12 protein-coding genes are annotated in these 14,395 nt (G+C 47.2%); 9 read left to right on the top strand and 3 right to left on the bottom strand.

Annotated elements, in window-relative coordinates:
* The first annotated feature begins 28 nt into the window (after positions 1-28).
* From BK120_RS09450 to BK120_RS09430, 5 genes are all read left to right on the top strand, one after another.
* Positions 29-2,236 carry an S-layer homology domain-containing protein gene (locus BK120_RS09450; RefSeq protein WP_076267240.1) on the top strand — a complete coding sequence of 736 codons (2,208 nt, stop codon included), beginning with the start codon at positions 29-31 and terminating at the stop codon, positions 2,234-2,236.
* 272 nt (positions 2,237-2,508) lie between these two features.
* Entirely contained in the window at positions 2,509-3,984 is a 1,476-nt protein-coding gene (locus BK120_RS09445; protein ID WP_076267239.1) for a protein adenylyltransferase SelO, read from the top strand.
* Positions 3,985-4,115: 131 nt separating this feature from the next.
* The gene (locus BK120_RS09440) at positions 4,116-4,790 is read left to right on the top strand and encodes a response regulator transcription factor (RefSeq protein ID WP_076267238.1); all 675 of its coding nucleotides are present in this window, start codon (positions 4,116-4,118) and stop codon (positions 4,788-4,790) included.
* A complete protein-coding gene (locus BK120_RS09435) occupies positions 4,787-6,154 on the top strand; it encodes a sensor histidine kinase (protein ID WP_076267237.1) in 1,368 nt (455 codons plus the stop codon). Before BK120_RS09440 ends, BK120_RS09435 begins: the two co-directional genes overlap by 4 nt.
* 235 nt (positions 6,155-6,389) lie before the next feature.
* The gene (locus BK120_RS09430) at positions 6,390-7,373 is read left to right on the top strand and encodes an alpha/beta hydrolase (protein WP_076267413.1); all 984 of its coding nucleotides are present in this window, start codon (positions 6,390-6,392) and stop codon (positions 7,371-7,373) included.
* Between the two features lie 104 nt (positions 7,374-7,477).
* Here the strand turns inward: BK120_RS09430 and BK120_RS09425 are convergent, their stop codons facing one another.
* Genes BK120_RS09425 through BK120_RS09420 form a run of 3 tightly spaced genes read right to left on the bottom strand, consistent with a single transcriptional unit; the run spans position 7,478 to position 9,247 of the window.
* The gene (locus tag BK120_RS09425) at positions 7,478-8,122 is read right to left on the bottom strand and encodes a metal-dependent hydrolase (protein ID WP_076267236.1); all 645 of its coding nucleotides are present in this window, start codon (positions 8,120-8,122) and stop codon (positions 7,478-7,480) included.
* A 47-nt stretch (positions 8,123-8,169) separates the two neighbouring features.
* Positions 8,170-8,331 carry a hypothetical protein gene (locus tag BK120_RS35210; RefSeq protein ID WP_179089772.1) on the bottom strand — a complete coding sequence of 54 codons (162 nt, stop codon included), beginning with the start codon at positions 8,329-8,331 and terminating at the stop codon, positions 8,170-8,172.
* Positions 8,332-8,380: 49 nt separating this feature from the next.
* Positions 8,381-9,247, bottom strand: coding sequence for an AraC family transcriptional regulator (locus BK120_RS09420; protein WP_076267235.1), 867 nt, complete (start codon positions 9,245-9,247; stop codon positions 8,381-8,383).
* A gap of 220 nt (positions 9,248-9,467) precedes the next feature.
* On the opposite strand from BK120_RS09420, the gene BK120_RS09415 reads away from it, so the two are divergent.
* The 4 genes from BK120_RS09415 (at position 9,468) to BK120_RS09400 (ending at position 14,369) form a co-directional block, all read left to right on the top strand.
* Positions 9,468-12,134: a glycoside hydrolase family 78 protein gene (locus BK120_RS09415; RefSeq protein WP_076267234.1), complete on the top strand. Its 2,667-nt coding sequence runs from the start codon at positions 9,468-9,470 to the stop codon at positions 12,132-12,134.
* 92 nt (positions 12,135-12,226) lie between these two features.
* Entirely contained in the window at positions 12,227-12,595 is a 369-nt protein-coding gene (locus tag BK120_RS09410; RefSeq protein ID WP_372238973.1) for an ArsR/SmtB family transcription factor, read from the top strand.
* Between the two features lie 140 nt (positions 12,596-12,735).
* Positions 12,736-13,755, top strand: a complete 1,020-nt coding sequence (locus BK120_RS09405; protein ID WP_076267232.1) for a LacI family DNA-binding transcriptional regulator — start codon at positions 12,736-12,738, stop codon at positions 13,753-13,755.
* A 59-nt stretch (positions 13,756-13,814) separates the two neighbouring features.
* Positions 13,815-14,369, top strand: coding sequence for a glycerol-3-phosphate responsive antiterminator (locus tag BK120_RS09400; protein WP_076267412.1), 555 nt, complete (start codon positions 13,815-13,817; stop codon positions 14,367-14,369).
* Positions 14,370-14,395 lie beyond the last annotated feature (26 nt).

The raw sequence follows: 14,395 nt of genomic DNA, 5'->3' as shown, positions 1-14,395 counted from the left end.
TTGATTTGCAGGAGGGGGAGCAATACGAATGAAACAAAATGGATTGAAATTAATAATGAGAATGGGGCGCGTCTTTCTGGCTGGATGTCTGATGTTGCAGCTGCTTGTTGGCGTCGCGTCAGCCAATACGCCGGAGAAGCTGGCATCTGGCGGCAGCGTTAACGCAAGCAGCAAGGTCGATCGTTCGCTGGCCTTCACAACAGACATGCAGGATGCATTAAAGGAAGCGGAGCAATTGCTATATGATCAGAAGCCCTTTTCGGATTGGGCGGCGATCGGATTTGCAAAGAACGGCCGAGCAGTTCCAAAAGGCTTCCTGCAGGAGAAAGCGGATGTCATATTAAACAATGGCGGAAGATTTGATACGTATACAGAAATGACAAGAACGGTGATCGCTTATGCTGCTGCTGGCGGCAGCAACATTAACAATATCGCTGGTCTTGATTTTTTCTCAGCCGTTTTGAACAATCCTGACCTTGAGAAGAAAGGGATATATGAACTCGTACCCGCTTATGTCGTGGCGAAGAGTTCCAGTCCCTACTCTCCTAATTCAAACCCTTTCTGGTATCCTGACGCGTTTTCTCATATCATCACAAATCAGCAGCTGAAAGATGGAAGCTGGTCCGAGTCCGTTAATGGGAAAGGTAGTGCTATGGCAACGGCTGTAGCTGTGACAGGATTGTCACTCATTTCGAGATCGCAAGATCGGGAGCTGACGGAGTCAGAGCAGAAAGCGCTGGAGTGGCTGCGCATGCAGCAATCAGTCGACGGCGGTTTCGAATTCAGCACAGCGGCGACAGCACAGGTTATCATTGCACTGTCATCGCAACGAATGGACGCTGCTGCGTTCGCGCAGCAGGGAGGCGTTCAGCCGCTCGATTTTCTGATGTCTCGTCGATTGGATGAAGGTGGATTCTCGGAGCGCAGCGATGGCGTTTTGGATATGACGGCGACGCTCCACGCTTATTTGGCGTTGACCGCTTATAAGCTGCATGTGAACGGCAAAGAACGGCTGATCGATGACTTGAATTTGGCTGCGGGCAGCGCGATTATTCAGATCGAGGGGCCTACCGGTACGATTGCACAAGGACGCGTTCCAAGTGGCGGTAAGGCGATTGATACGGCTCTTGCTTTTCTTAAGCAAGAAGGAATTGCCTATGAGACGAAGACAGCTCCTTCCGGGGAGATGGTAATCACCTCGATTAAAGGCATCGACGCCCTGCAATACGGCGGAAAGAATGGATGGAAGTTCGCTGAGTATAGTAGATATGGCAGTTGGATGTTCCCAGAAAATGCTAGCAGCGGGAATGTTCTTAGTGATAGAAGTCGATTGCTGCTTTATTATGGTTCGGATACAACCGAGGTTATCGACTTAGTCGTGGTTAATGGCTCAAATGTAAATGGCGAACTAGCTGAGGGACGGCCTTCAGCGAATTCTCCTTTCGAGCTGTTCGTTAAGAAAGCGAATCGTAAATCGGGTCATCTGCCGGCGCCGAATATAACGGTGACAGTAGGTGGGAAGACGATGGTGACCGATGCGAAAGGGAAAGTGGCTTTTGCAGGCATGCCATCCGGTGTGCATGTTGTTACTCTTACCGGGTATCGGAAGGATGCTGCGCCTGCTGTGGCCAAAAATCTTTACTATTTATCGGTCTCTGCTCCTCCGTTGGCTGACTTTAAGGATGCTAATCAAGTTGCTGGCTGGGCAAGAGAAAATATGGCACATGCACTTTATGAAGGTTACATTCAGGGCGTAAGCGTGAAGGATAATGTGCTGGCTCCGAAAAAGACATTGTCTCGCGCTGAGTTCGCAGCCATGCTGCTCCGCTTGGTACACGGCGCTACGGATCAGCCTGCTGGCAGCTCTCCCTTCAATGATGTTCCAGCGGGCAAATGGTACAGCGACGAAATCGCAAGAGCTGCAAAGCTCGGCATTACTGACCGTACGTCCGGGCGGTTCGAGCCAGAGCGTACGATTACCCGTGAAGAGGCAGCGATGATGACCGCAAATGCTGGTCGTTTAGCAACCTTCGGCAGTGAGGGTCGAATGGCGTTCAGCGACATTAAGGGTCTATCCGCGACGAGTCTCCACGCTATCCAAGCCGTCAACGAGTATAAGGTGATGGTCGGCAGCGACGGCAAGTTCAATCCGCGGCAGACGCTGGTCCGAGAGCAAGCGGCGGCGATCCTTTTGAGGCTGCAGAAGCTGCTATATCCCGAGAAGTACTTAGATTGATCATGCAGCACTCTGCTCAATGGCTATGCATTCATTTTCCTATTCGAAGTCTGCTATTCACAGTATTGGACCAATCAAACCACCCACAAACGCTTGCTCAGGTTCAAAGAGGAGAAGCGAAGGAGGAAATGGTGTTATAATCAATCTATATAAAACGAATTGCCTTGCGAAAATATGGGAACCATCTAGGTGATAAATGGTATTTATGACTTTTTTCCATTAGATGACCATGCAATAACGAAGATAAACGACACAAGAATATAGGAGATACGATGACTGAGGAAACAGCATTAGATAAAATAGGTTGGAACTTTGACAACAGTTATGCACGGCTGTCGGACTCATTTTTCACAAAAATGAGCCCGCCGCCTGTGCACTCTCCGCAGTTGAATATTATGAATGAATCGCTCGCAAAATCACTAGGTTTAAATGTTCAATCGCTTCTAAGCCAGGACGGTGCTGCTATGCTTTCTGGCAACGAGATTCCCGAAGGCGCTTTGCCGCTTGCTCAAGCTTATGCTGGGCATCAATTTGGACATTTTAACAGATTAGGGGATGGCCGTGCGCTATTGCTGGGTGAACAAATTACGCCCACAGGTGAGAGGTTTGATATTCAGTTTAAAGGTTCTGGCAGAACGCCATACTCCCGTGGAGGCGACGGCCGGGCGTCACTTGGACCTATGCTTCGCGAATATATTATAAGTGAGGCTATGCACGCGCTTGGTATTGCTACCACTCGCAGCCTCGCCGTTGTCACAACTGGCGAGCCTGTATACCGCGAAACGGAGCTGCCGGGTGCAATTCTGACCCGCGTGGCTTCCAGCCATCTGCGCGTTGGCACTTTTCAATATGTTGCCCAGTGGGGTACGGCTGAAGAACTCAGACAACTTGCTGATTACACTTTGCAAAGGCATTACCCAGAGGTTGGCGACGCTGAAAATCGCTATCTTCGCCTGCTTCAAGAAGTGATTAAGCGTCAGGCAGGGCTAATCGCCAAATGGCAGCTCGTTGGTTTTATCCACGGTGTGATGAATACAGACAATATGTCGATTAGCGGGGAGACCATTGATTATGGGCCTTGCGCCTTTATGGATGCCTATGATCCCGAAACGGTATTCAGCTCCATTGATGTTCATGGCCGTTATGCCTATGGCAACCAACCGCGTATCGCCGCGTGGAATCTCGCTAGATTTGCTGAGGCGCTTTTGCCGCTGCTGCATGACAACGAAGAACAAGCTATAAAACTGGCAGAGGATGCGTTATCTGGATTTGCAGAGTTGTACCATCAGAGCTGGCTTAATGGAATGAGAGTGAAGCTTGGAATTTTTAATGAGGAGCTTGAGGACGAGGCTCTAATTACAGATTTGCTTCGCATGATGCAGGAGCATGGTGCGGATTACACCAATACCTTCCGCTCGTTCACAATAGATAAACCTGAAGACACAGCTATTTTTGGTACCGAGGGATTTGCACCATGGTATGAGCTGTGGCAAGCGAGACTTGGCAGGCAGCCGGAATCCAAAGCGGCATCTTATCAGTTGATGGGCGCAAGCAACCCTGCGGTAATTCCGCGCAACCTTCGAGTAGAAGAGGCGCTAGAAGCCGCAGTGAAGCAAGGCGACAACCGTGTGATGGAGCAGCTTCTGAGTGTTCTTTCGAGCCCATACAATCACTCCCGCGAACGGTCTGATCATTACACGCTCCCTGGGGTATCAACTCGTCCATACCAAACCTTTTGCGGTACCTGATATAAAAAAAGCGGCAGCTCACCTCAAAGGTCAGCTGCTTTTGTCTGTTCTGTGCTGTTTTTATCATTCAACACGATTTATAGTATAATGATTACTATTATATGGACGCATAACAGGGAAAGAGGGAACGAATGCCTACTATACTGGTTGCTGATGATGATGCGAACATTCGCGAACTCGTTTGTTTATTTCTACGCAATGACGGATTCGAAACGGCTGAAGCGGGAGACGGCAAGGAAGCGCTGGCTGTCTATGCACAGACACATATTGATCTTGTCGTACTCGATATTATGATGCCGATTATGGATGGTTGGACGTTGTGCAAGGAGCTCCGAAGAAGCAATCCTGATCTTCCGTTACTTATGCTGACTGCAAGAGGCGAAACATGGGAGAAGGTGAAGGGTTTCCAGCTCGGGACGGATGATTATTTGACGAAACCATTTGATCCACTGGAGCTGACGGCTCGTGTTGGGGCTCTTCTGAAAAGATACCGAATTGGCTCTACGCAGACGATACGGCTCGGCAGCATCATTCTTGACCGGCAGACCTATAAGGTAATGAGAGGGACGGAATCACTTGCGTTGCCGCTCAAGGAGTTTGAACTCCTTTATAAGCTCGCCGGAACACCTGGACAAATCTATACGCGTGAGCAGCTGATCGATCAAATTTGGGGGATCGATTATGCAGGCGACGATCGAACGATAGACGTACATGTTAAACGACTGCGCGAACGGTTCGCGACGACTACCGATTTTCATATCGAGACGGTGCGCGGGCTTGGCTACCGGCTTGAGGTGCACGAATGATTAAATCTTTATATACACGAGTCGTCCTCATTTTTCTAGTCTCCACGATCGGGGGCACGATCATTGCTTTTTTTGTGGCAACTTGGGCATTTGAAGAAAAATTGAGTGAAAACTCGCAAATTTTGATGCGTAATTTTGGACAAGACATCGCGCGAATTTATGAGGCTATCCCCTCACGTGATGCGGACAAGTTCGTAAGTGGAATGAAGCAGCTCAATTCCTATCATATTCGAATTTATGAAACGACGGATCGATTCCAGTCTTTCGGAGCGCTGCACGGGCATAAGCCTGCTGTAATAGCCAAGGAACAAGTGATGAAGGTATTAGCTGGAGAAATGGTTCGGGTTCGTATGAAGGGGGTGACTGTTACTTTCATAGGATTGCCGCTCAAAACAGACATGGGAACGAAAGCGATGTTTGTGGAGGCACTCTCCCCTCCATCTGCTTCTTTTGTATTCAAATGGGGATTATCTTTTGTCGCTTATGCGTTGATTACAGGCAGCTTATTTATTCTAATTGCCTCTATATTTCTAATAAGACCAATCAAAAAGCTGACAAAAGCGACTAGACGGATAGCATCTGGCGATTTCAACGTCAAGCTGAATATTAAACAAACGGGCGAGCTGGGAACGCTGGCTCGAAGCTTCGAAGAAATGATGCATGACCTGCAGCAGTTGGAGCAGATGCGCAGAGAATTCGTAACGAATGTCTCGCACGAAGTTCAGTCTCCGCTCACGTCGATATCTGGCTATGCTATAGCGCTCAAGCAAGCAAATGTTGCGGATAAGGATCGAATTCGCTACCTAGATATTATTATTGCTGAAGCCGAACGGATGTCCAAAATGAGTGATAGTCTGCTAAAGCTGAGTTTGCTTGAATCACAGTCACAACAGATGCGGCTGACCGCATTTAGACTTGACGAACAAATAAGACGAATTATCGTCGCGATTCAGCCGCAGTGGTCGACTCGCAATATCGATTTCGAGCTCCATTTGCCTACCATTATTTTTTCAGCTGATCATGATCTGTTAAATCAGGTTTGGACTAATATAATCGGCAATAGCATCAAATTTTCGCAGGATGGCGGCATCATTAAAGTGAGTATCAAACAAGATATCAAAAACGTGACCGTCCGAATATCCGACAGCGGCATCGGTATTGCGCCAGAGGATCAGAAGCGTATCTTCGAGCGCTTTTTTAAGGCGGATCGCTCCCATAGCCGTAAATATGAAGGCAGCGGAATGGGGCTTGCCATCGTTAAACAGATCGTATCGCTTCATCAAGGTGACATCCGAGTGGAAAGTGAGCCCGGCCGAGGAACGACCTTCATTGTCACCCTGCCAATCATTACTCCGACAGAATAATTCGATTCATATTGTATTAGTCGACATCGCTCGTTTACTTTATGCTGCAGCAGCCTGTGCAAACTCATTGCATGTGTTGCCGCAGCATTTTTTTTGCTGTTCATATTCAGTTCATATTGCCGTCACGCGGAGTACATCTTCGTCGTATAAGCTTTCTTTAGCGGCCAATTAAGAGTGCCCAACACAGAGAAAATGACAGGAGAAGATGAGAGTGAGCATAAGAGAGGTAAAGAAAATGGATTTGAATTCAGGTAAAAAACCAGCCAGTAAAATGAAAAAAATATTGTTCATTTTACTTAAAGTATTAGCAGTAATAGTTATAGCAATCGTCCTTTTTGTAGCTACAGTATTTGTTGTGAATAAGATCAACAGCAAATCAGAGGAAGGTAAAATTAAACCCTATGGTCAGTCTGTAAAGGTAGACGGGAAAAATATGAATGTTCTGATTCAGGGACAAGGCGAAGAAACAATCGTGCTCCTGCCTGGTCAAGGAACTGCGACACCAGCGCTTGATTTTAAGCCGTTAATTGATGAGCTGTCGCCATTTTACAAAGTTGTCGTGGTTGAGCCTTTTGGTTATGGATTAAGTGATAGAACCAACAAAGAAAGAACGACAGATAATATTGTAAGTGAAATTCATGAAGCGCTGCAGAGCCTTAATATTGATCGTTTTATTTTAATGGGTCACTCCATTACAGGCATTTACGGACTCGATTATGTGAACAAATATCCAAACGAAGTGAGTGCATTTGTTGGGATCGATACGAGTGTTCCAACGCAAGGCGGTATGGATAAAAAATTACCATTAGGAACTTTTAAACTGCTCAAGCAATCAGGTTTCGGCAGATTGATGACGAGTTTTGGTGAGGATCCGTTTGCTGGGATGCCATATGATGATGAAACAAAAAAACAAATGAAGATGCTGCAAAACAAAAACATGTTTAATAGCACCAGCATAAATGAATTGGAAAATCTTTATCCCAATTTTGTTGCAGCTCGAAGCTTATCATTCCCAAAAGAGCTTCCCCTTATTTTCTTTATACAAGCGAATAACACAGGCGTAAAAGGTTGGATACCGCTGCATGAAGAGCAAATAAAAGATTCTGTTCATGGTAAAGTGATGACATTTGAAGGTGGTCATTATTTGCACCATACCAAGTCAAAAGAAATCGCTGAGAACTTCCGGGCATTTATGGAGCAAGTAAAACAAGACAAATAGATGATTATTTTGAAGCAGATGCTGATCAAGAAGATAGTGGGCTAAATAAAAAGCGGCAGTCTCGGACGTTAGTAACTCGTCCAGGCTGCCGCTTTTATTTTAGATTATAAACGGATTTTAAAAGATTTTTTCGTAAGCGGATATAGCCACTTTACGCCGCTTGGCGTGAGCGTGTCCGCTACGAGATGAGATAAATAACCTAGCATAGCCACGATCGCGATCCCTTCGATTTGGAGCTGATTTTCCAGTCCAAGGCCGATATATCCCCAAATCGGAACGGCCCATATTGTATGCGTCATACCGCGGTGCTTCAGCCAAGGCACCCAAGCAGAAAACAGTCCGAAGCCGATAAGCCAGTTCATTTGGTAGTAGTAGCCTGCGTACATAACCGCACAGCCAACCGCGCTGGCAAGCACATTTCGGATAACGCCTTGTTTAGCAACAAGACCCAGTAGGAAGATAGCGGCTGCGACGCCTATGTACACCGGTGATGGAGACTGATCTGTGAAAAAATAATAGGCAACGATTCCGGCTAGCAGGCACCCGGACCAAAGCGTAAGCTCACGAATGAGCTTCGATAGCTTGCTGAGCTTGGTGCTGAGCATGCTTGGTCCGTCAAGATCAGCGCTTAGCGCTGAAAATCCGGCTACAGCAATGTACAAAGCGGCGTGCTCGATCGTAAAGGGATAATAAACAGAAGCGGCTGCACCAACAGCTGCTCCGATGGCAAGATGGGTCTTTCCTGTCATAATTCCTCCTGTGACTGACTATGCGTGGCATGAAATATGGCAGTCTATTATAGTTGTTCTTTGTTAACTTGCTCGTTTCGAACCATTTGCTCCAGCTTCTCTACCAGCCGATCATGGACCGGGTCTTTTTTGCCAAAGCCAAATAAACGTTTCCGATTTTGCTGCTTCAGCAGCTGAAGCAAATAAAGCTTTTCTTTTAGAGTAAACATGATGATATTGAACCTCCTTCTGCTTAGGCATGCCAGCTGAGGTTATTCTCTAGCCTCTGCGATAGACGCTAGGCGTCATGCCGGTGCACCTTTTAAACAATGCGTTAAAAGAATGAATATCGCGATAGCCAACCATTTCGGCAATGGTACTGATTTTTAGCTGAGAGCCGCGAAGCAGCTCTTGGCTTTTTTGAATACGCAAATTTTGCAAATAACGATGAAAGCTTTGTTTCGTATACTGCTGAAAGAGCCGCTGCAGATGACGCTCGCTCCAGCCGCTAGTCTCGGCCAGCTTCGCTAGGGTCAGCTCCTGCTGGAAACGCTGATCAAGATCATGTAACAGCTTTATAAATTCCAGCTGCTGCGGTGCACGAGCCGTAACTTCCGGATCGCTAGCAACAGAGCGCTGCAGAGTAATGAGCAGCTGGAGCAGCAGCGTATGCAAGTAATCGGACGAGCCGCTCTGAGTCAGTTCAAATTCTCTATGCAAGGATAGAAACAGCTTCTCAAACTGACTATTTGTATCCAAACAAGAATAATAGGGAAAATTGCCGCTTTCCATATCATTAATAAACTGCGCGCTGCGATAATCGGAAGCGAATGCACTAAGCTTATGCAGCAGCAATGGAGAAAAGACGCAGTTGAATACGCTTAATGGGTTGCGGGCTTGGTCGGAGGAAATGGGCCTGAACACATGAGAAATGCCGATAGGGATGAAAAATACCTGACCTTTCCGCACCTTATGCACCTGATCTCCGATATGGTGATAGCCGGCTCCTTCTGCAATATATACGCATTCGAGAAAATCGTGATCATGATAGGGGCTCATGATGCTTTCACTTGCACGATTAACGTAAAGCAGCTGGTTGTTCTGAAAAAAGTACTCTCCACGGTATGTTTCTACGGGATGATTCATCGTGAGCTCTCCCTGCGCAAGTTCTACATTTTGTGAAAATGTCCTGTTTGCCGCATGATATTGTCCGTTTTACCCAACATTTTTCAAGCATGCTTTTTTATAATTATAGTGTAAAGCGTTGTGGCAAGGAAGGCGAACACGCAAAAAAAAGGGCGCCAACTCTATAATAAGCTCGGACAAACAATTAATAGTTATCAATGATCTTAAGGAGGATTATAGGATGTTTGAAATTAGTGCGGTATATTGTGAATATCAGCAAAACCCAATTGGAATCGGAGTGAGAAAACCTCGTTTAGGATGGAAATTGCTTTCAGATGAGCGGGCTGTCAAGCAAACGGCTTACGAGATTGAGATTGCGGCAGAACCAGACTTTGCATCGATCCTATGGCAGTCAGGGCGCGTGAACAGCGAGCAGTCCACGCATGTTGAGCTGAACTCTTTTGTCGCTGAATCGTGTAAGCGTTATTATTATCGTGTTCGGGCTTGGAATCAAAATGGAGATGCAACCGCATGGTCTGCTGAAGCTTTCTGGGAAATGGGACTGCTTAGTCCAGACGAGTGGCTTGGCGACTGGATCGCTGCACCGCTTGCGATGCTGCCAATTGAGGCGGAGCCTAGCCCGCTAATGAGGAGAAGCTTTGAGCTTACAGGCAAAGTGAAGGAAGCGCGGGTTTATGCGACTGCCCTCGGCATATATGAGCTAGAGCTAAATGGACAGCGAGTTGGCGATAGTTATTTTACGCCGGGCTGGACGAGTTACAATCATACGCTGCAAACCCAAACTTATGATGTGACTGATCTGCTGAAATTAGGCGGGAATGCAATTGGCGCTTCCCTTGGAAACGGCTGGTACAAAGGGAACTTGGCGTGGGGCAATCAGCGCTGCGTGTACGGCGATCGTTTGGCGCTGCTGCTGCAAATGCACGTCGTTTACGAGGATGGACGTGAAGAGGTCATTGTATCCGATACGAAGTGGAAGGCCGGGGTCAGTCCAGTTCAGTTCTCGGAAATTTATCATGGCGAAACGTATGATGCACGCCTGGAACAAGAGGGCTGGAGTACAGCCGCTTATGACGACAATACGAAAGAGTGGCAGACGGTTGAAGTGGTTCAGCATGAGAAGCGTATGCTTAGGCCGCAGGTGAATGAGCCTGTTCGCAAGCAGGAGAGGTTAAAGCCAGTTGCTCTGATTACGACACCAAAAGGGGAAACCGTGCTTGATTTTGGCCAAAACATGGTTGGCTGGGTGCAGTTTGCCATAAAGGGAAAAGCGGGCTCCGAAGTAGCGCTGCTGCATGCAGAGGTGCTTGATCAGGAAGGCAATTTCTACACTGAAAACCTGCGTGCGGCAAAACAAATGATTCGATATGTGCTGAAGGGCGGAGAGTCCGAAACATATGAGCCGCGCTTTACGTTTCAAGGCTTTCGATATGTGCAGCTGATTGGCTTCCCTGAAACGGAGAGCATTAAGCTTGATGATTTTACAGGTGTTGTGCTGCATTCGGATATGGAGGAAACCGGTGAGTTTCAATGCTCTGAACCGCTCGTCAATCAGCTTCAGCATAATATCAAATGGGGCCTGAAGGGGAATTTCCTTGACGTACCGACCGACTGCCCACAGCGGGATGAACGTCTAGGCTGGACTGGCGATGCGCAAATGTTCATTCAAACGGCATCTTACTTATCTAACGTCGCTCCTTTTTTTACGAAGTGGCTGCGTGATGTAGAAGCGGATCAAGCAGAAGACGGCGGCGTTCCATTCGTGGTTCCTCACGTGCTGGGCGAGAATGACATGTCCTCGGCAGCATGGGGAGATGCAGCAGTGATTTGCCCTTGGACGTTATATATTTGTTACGGAGACAAACGGATATTAGAAGAGCAATATGAAAGCATGCAGGCGTGGGTATCGTATATTCAGCGCCAAGGCGAAAATGAGTTTTTATGGAATACAGGTTTTCACTTCGGGGATTGGCTTGGACTTGATGCCAAGTCGGGCGATTATGTAGGGGCAACGGATCGGGATTTTATCGCGACAGCCTTTTATGCCTATTCGGTATCCATCGTTCAGAAGACGGCAGCTGTGCTCAACAAGGATGCGGATGCGAAGAGATACTCGGAGCTGTATGACAATATTGTAGCCGCGCTTAGAGAAGAATTTGTAACAGGTGCTGGACGGCTGGCTGTTCCGACGCAAACGGCTCAGGTGTTAGCCTTGATGTTTGGACTTTTGGATGAAGCAGCAGAGAAACGCGCTATAGCCAAGCTGACAGAGCTGATTGAGCAAAGCAAAGATCATCTGACAACAGGTTTTGTCGGTACTCCTTACTTGAACCATGTGCTTAGTGCATTCGGTAAAAACGACGTGGCATATAGGCTGCTACTTCAGCAAACCTATCCATCCTGGCTCTACCCTGTGACCAAAGGCGCTACGACGATTTGGGAGCATTGGGACGGTATCAAGGAAGACGCAAGCTTCTGGAGCAAGGATATGAACTCATTTAACCATTATGCTTACGGAGCGATTGGCGATTGGATGTACCGGACGGTAGCGGGCATTCAAACGGTGGAAGATGCTCCTGGCTATAAACGAATCATCATCGCACCGCTTCCGGGCGAAGGGCTGGCGTGGGCGGAAGGGAAGATTGAGACGGTATATGGCTCAGTTAGCTCAAAATGGTCCAAATCGGAAGAGGGGCACTTCATGCTTGATGTGACGATTCCTTCGAATACCACTGCGGAAATTCGTTTGCCAGGTGCGGAATCGGGAACGAAGGTGACCGAGAGCGGCGGGTTGCTAGCTGAGAGTGCGGGAATAACATCAGCAGTTGAGACCGAGGCAGGCGTTACAATACAAGTAGGGTCTGGCAGCTATCGATTTGCTTGGTAGATCTGTGCAAGCTGCAAGCAGGTATTTCAAATTCACCCCATCAACTGAAACATGTTATAATATGCTTTAGGATGAATAGGGTTGGTGGGATGATGATGGATAATCAAGTTGTCGCAGCATGTGATGATTCGTGCGCAGGCTCTGAGGTAAACATAGAGAATGTTAGAAGCAAAATGATTAATGAAACAACAGCTGCTCAGTTGGCTGATTTGTTCAAGGCGCTTGGCGATCCCACGCGAGTGAAGATTATCCATGCGCTAGTGCAGTCTGAACTTTGCGTACATGATTTGACTGAGGTGCTCTCCATGGGGCAATCGGCGGTTTCTCATCAGCTTCGGCTGCTGCGTAACATGCGTATCGTCAAGCGCAGGAAAGTCGGGAAAACCGTCTTTTATTCGCTCGATGACGATCATGTAGAACAAGTCTTTATGCTGACGCTTCAGCATTTGAAGCATGAATAATATATCAAACAAAGCTGCTCTTCACGGTTAGCAACCATGAGGAGCAGCTTTTGTTTTATTGGAATGGATTTTATTGATTTTTAGTAAAATTAAAGTATAATTTTACTTATCGTCACGGGTTAGCAGGAAGGAAAGGGAATATGGCTACAATTAAAGAGATTGCACAAAAAGCAAAGGTTTCAATTGCGACCGTGTCGCGGGTTCTTAATTATGATCCAGCCATATCGGTTGCAGATGAGACACGCAAACGTATATTTGAAATTGCGCAGCAATTGAATTACAAGACGCTGCGTCAACGTAACGGTGCTGGGCTTAAAGAGCGTTATCGGGTTGGTCTTGTGAACTGGTATTCTGATCAAGAGGAAATGCTGGATCCATATTACATGGCCATTCGGCTAGGTATCGAGCGAGAGTGCTTCCACAGAAATATGGATTTGGTAAAATTGTTTATGCAAGTCCACTCTGACGAGAAAGATTGGCGAGGCGAGTCGTTTGATGGCATCATTGCAATCGGGCGCTTCGAGAAAGAGGATCTGAACCGTTTTCCAGAGGGGCTGGAGCCTATTGTGTTCGTTGATTCTTCCCCAGATGACAATCGATTTGATTCTGTTGTTATTGATATCGGAAAGTCGGTTTCAGAAGTGATTGATTATCTAACTCGCCTAGGCCACACAGAAATCGGTTATATTGGCGGGCATAACTTAGTAAATAATAAGCGTGTGCGTGATGAGCGTGAGCATGTATTTATAGAACGAATGACTGATAAAGGACTGTACGATGCAGAGCTTGTTTATACGGGAGAGCATTTGTATTCCGAAGACGGATATAAGCTGATGCAGCAAGCGATAAAAGGGAATAAAGTGCCAACCGCTTTTTTTATCGAAAATGATTCTATGGCCGTCGGCGCCCTCCGAGCACTCCATGAAGCGGAGCTTCGGGTGCCAGAAGATATTTCCATAGTCGGTTACAATGATATCGCTATTTCAGCCTTTTTGCAGCCTCCGCTTACGACGGTTAAGGTGCACATGGAGTATATGGGCGAGACGGCTGTTGAGCTGCTTGCTGATCGTCTGGCTTCAAAGCGGGATATTGCGAAAAAGATCGTATTGCCGACCAAGCTGCAGGAACGTGAGAGCAGCATTAAACGAGTGAAGCGCTGAATAAAGAAGCAGCTAAGACGAGTAAATTCAAGCATTCGAGCGGAGGTGACAAGATGTCGATGTTGCTAAACGGGCAAAACGTATTGCCGGCAGTGCATAAGCTGAAGGAGGTGGAAGCGGTGCTTGCCTCGCCTTTTTCGTACATGGTGCTTCTTGGTGGGCATTTAGGGCAGTTAAAGCATATCGTTGATCTGGCGAGTCAGCATAACAAAAAGGTACTGCTGCATGCCGATTTGATCGATGGCTTGAAAAACGATGAATACGCGGCAGAGTTTCTTTGCCAGTCTATCAGGCCAGCAGGCATTATCTCGACGCGATCCAGCGTTATTGGTCGTACGAAGCAGAATGGACTGATTGCCATTCAGCGATTATTTCTTATTGATTCGGATGCTTTGGAGAGAAGTTATACGGTGCTGGACAAAAATCGTCCTGATTTCATTGAGGTACTGCCGGGTGTTATACCGGATATTATAAGTGAAGTGAAGCAGCGGAGCGGCATTCCCATTATAGCGGGAGGACTAATTCGTACGGAGGCGCATGTCAGCCAGGCGCTTGAAGCGGGAGCTTCGGCGATAACGACATCACGTAAAGAGCTGTGGAAGCTAGGAAAATAAGCGGAAGCTGAAAAGTGAAGGAGGGG

It is taken from the genome of Paenibacillus sp. FSL A5-0031 (assembly GCF_001956295.1).
In the GTDB taxonomy this organism is placed as follows: domain Bacteria; phylum Bacillota; class Bacilli; order Paenibacillales; family Paenibacillaceae; genus Pristimantibacillus.
This window is presented reverse-complemented; position numbering and strand designations above follow the sequence as displayed.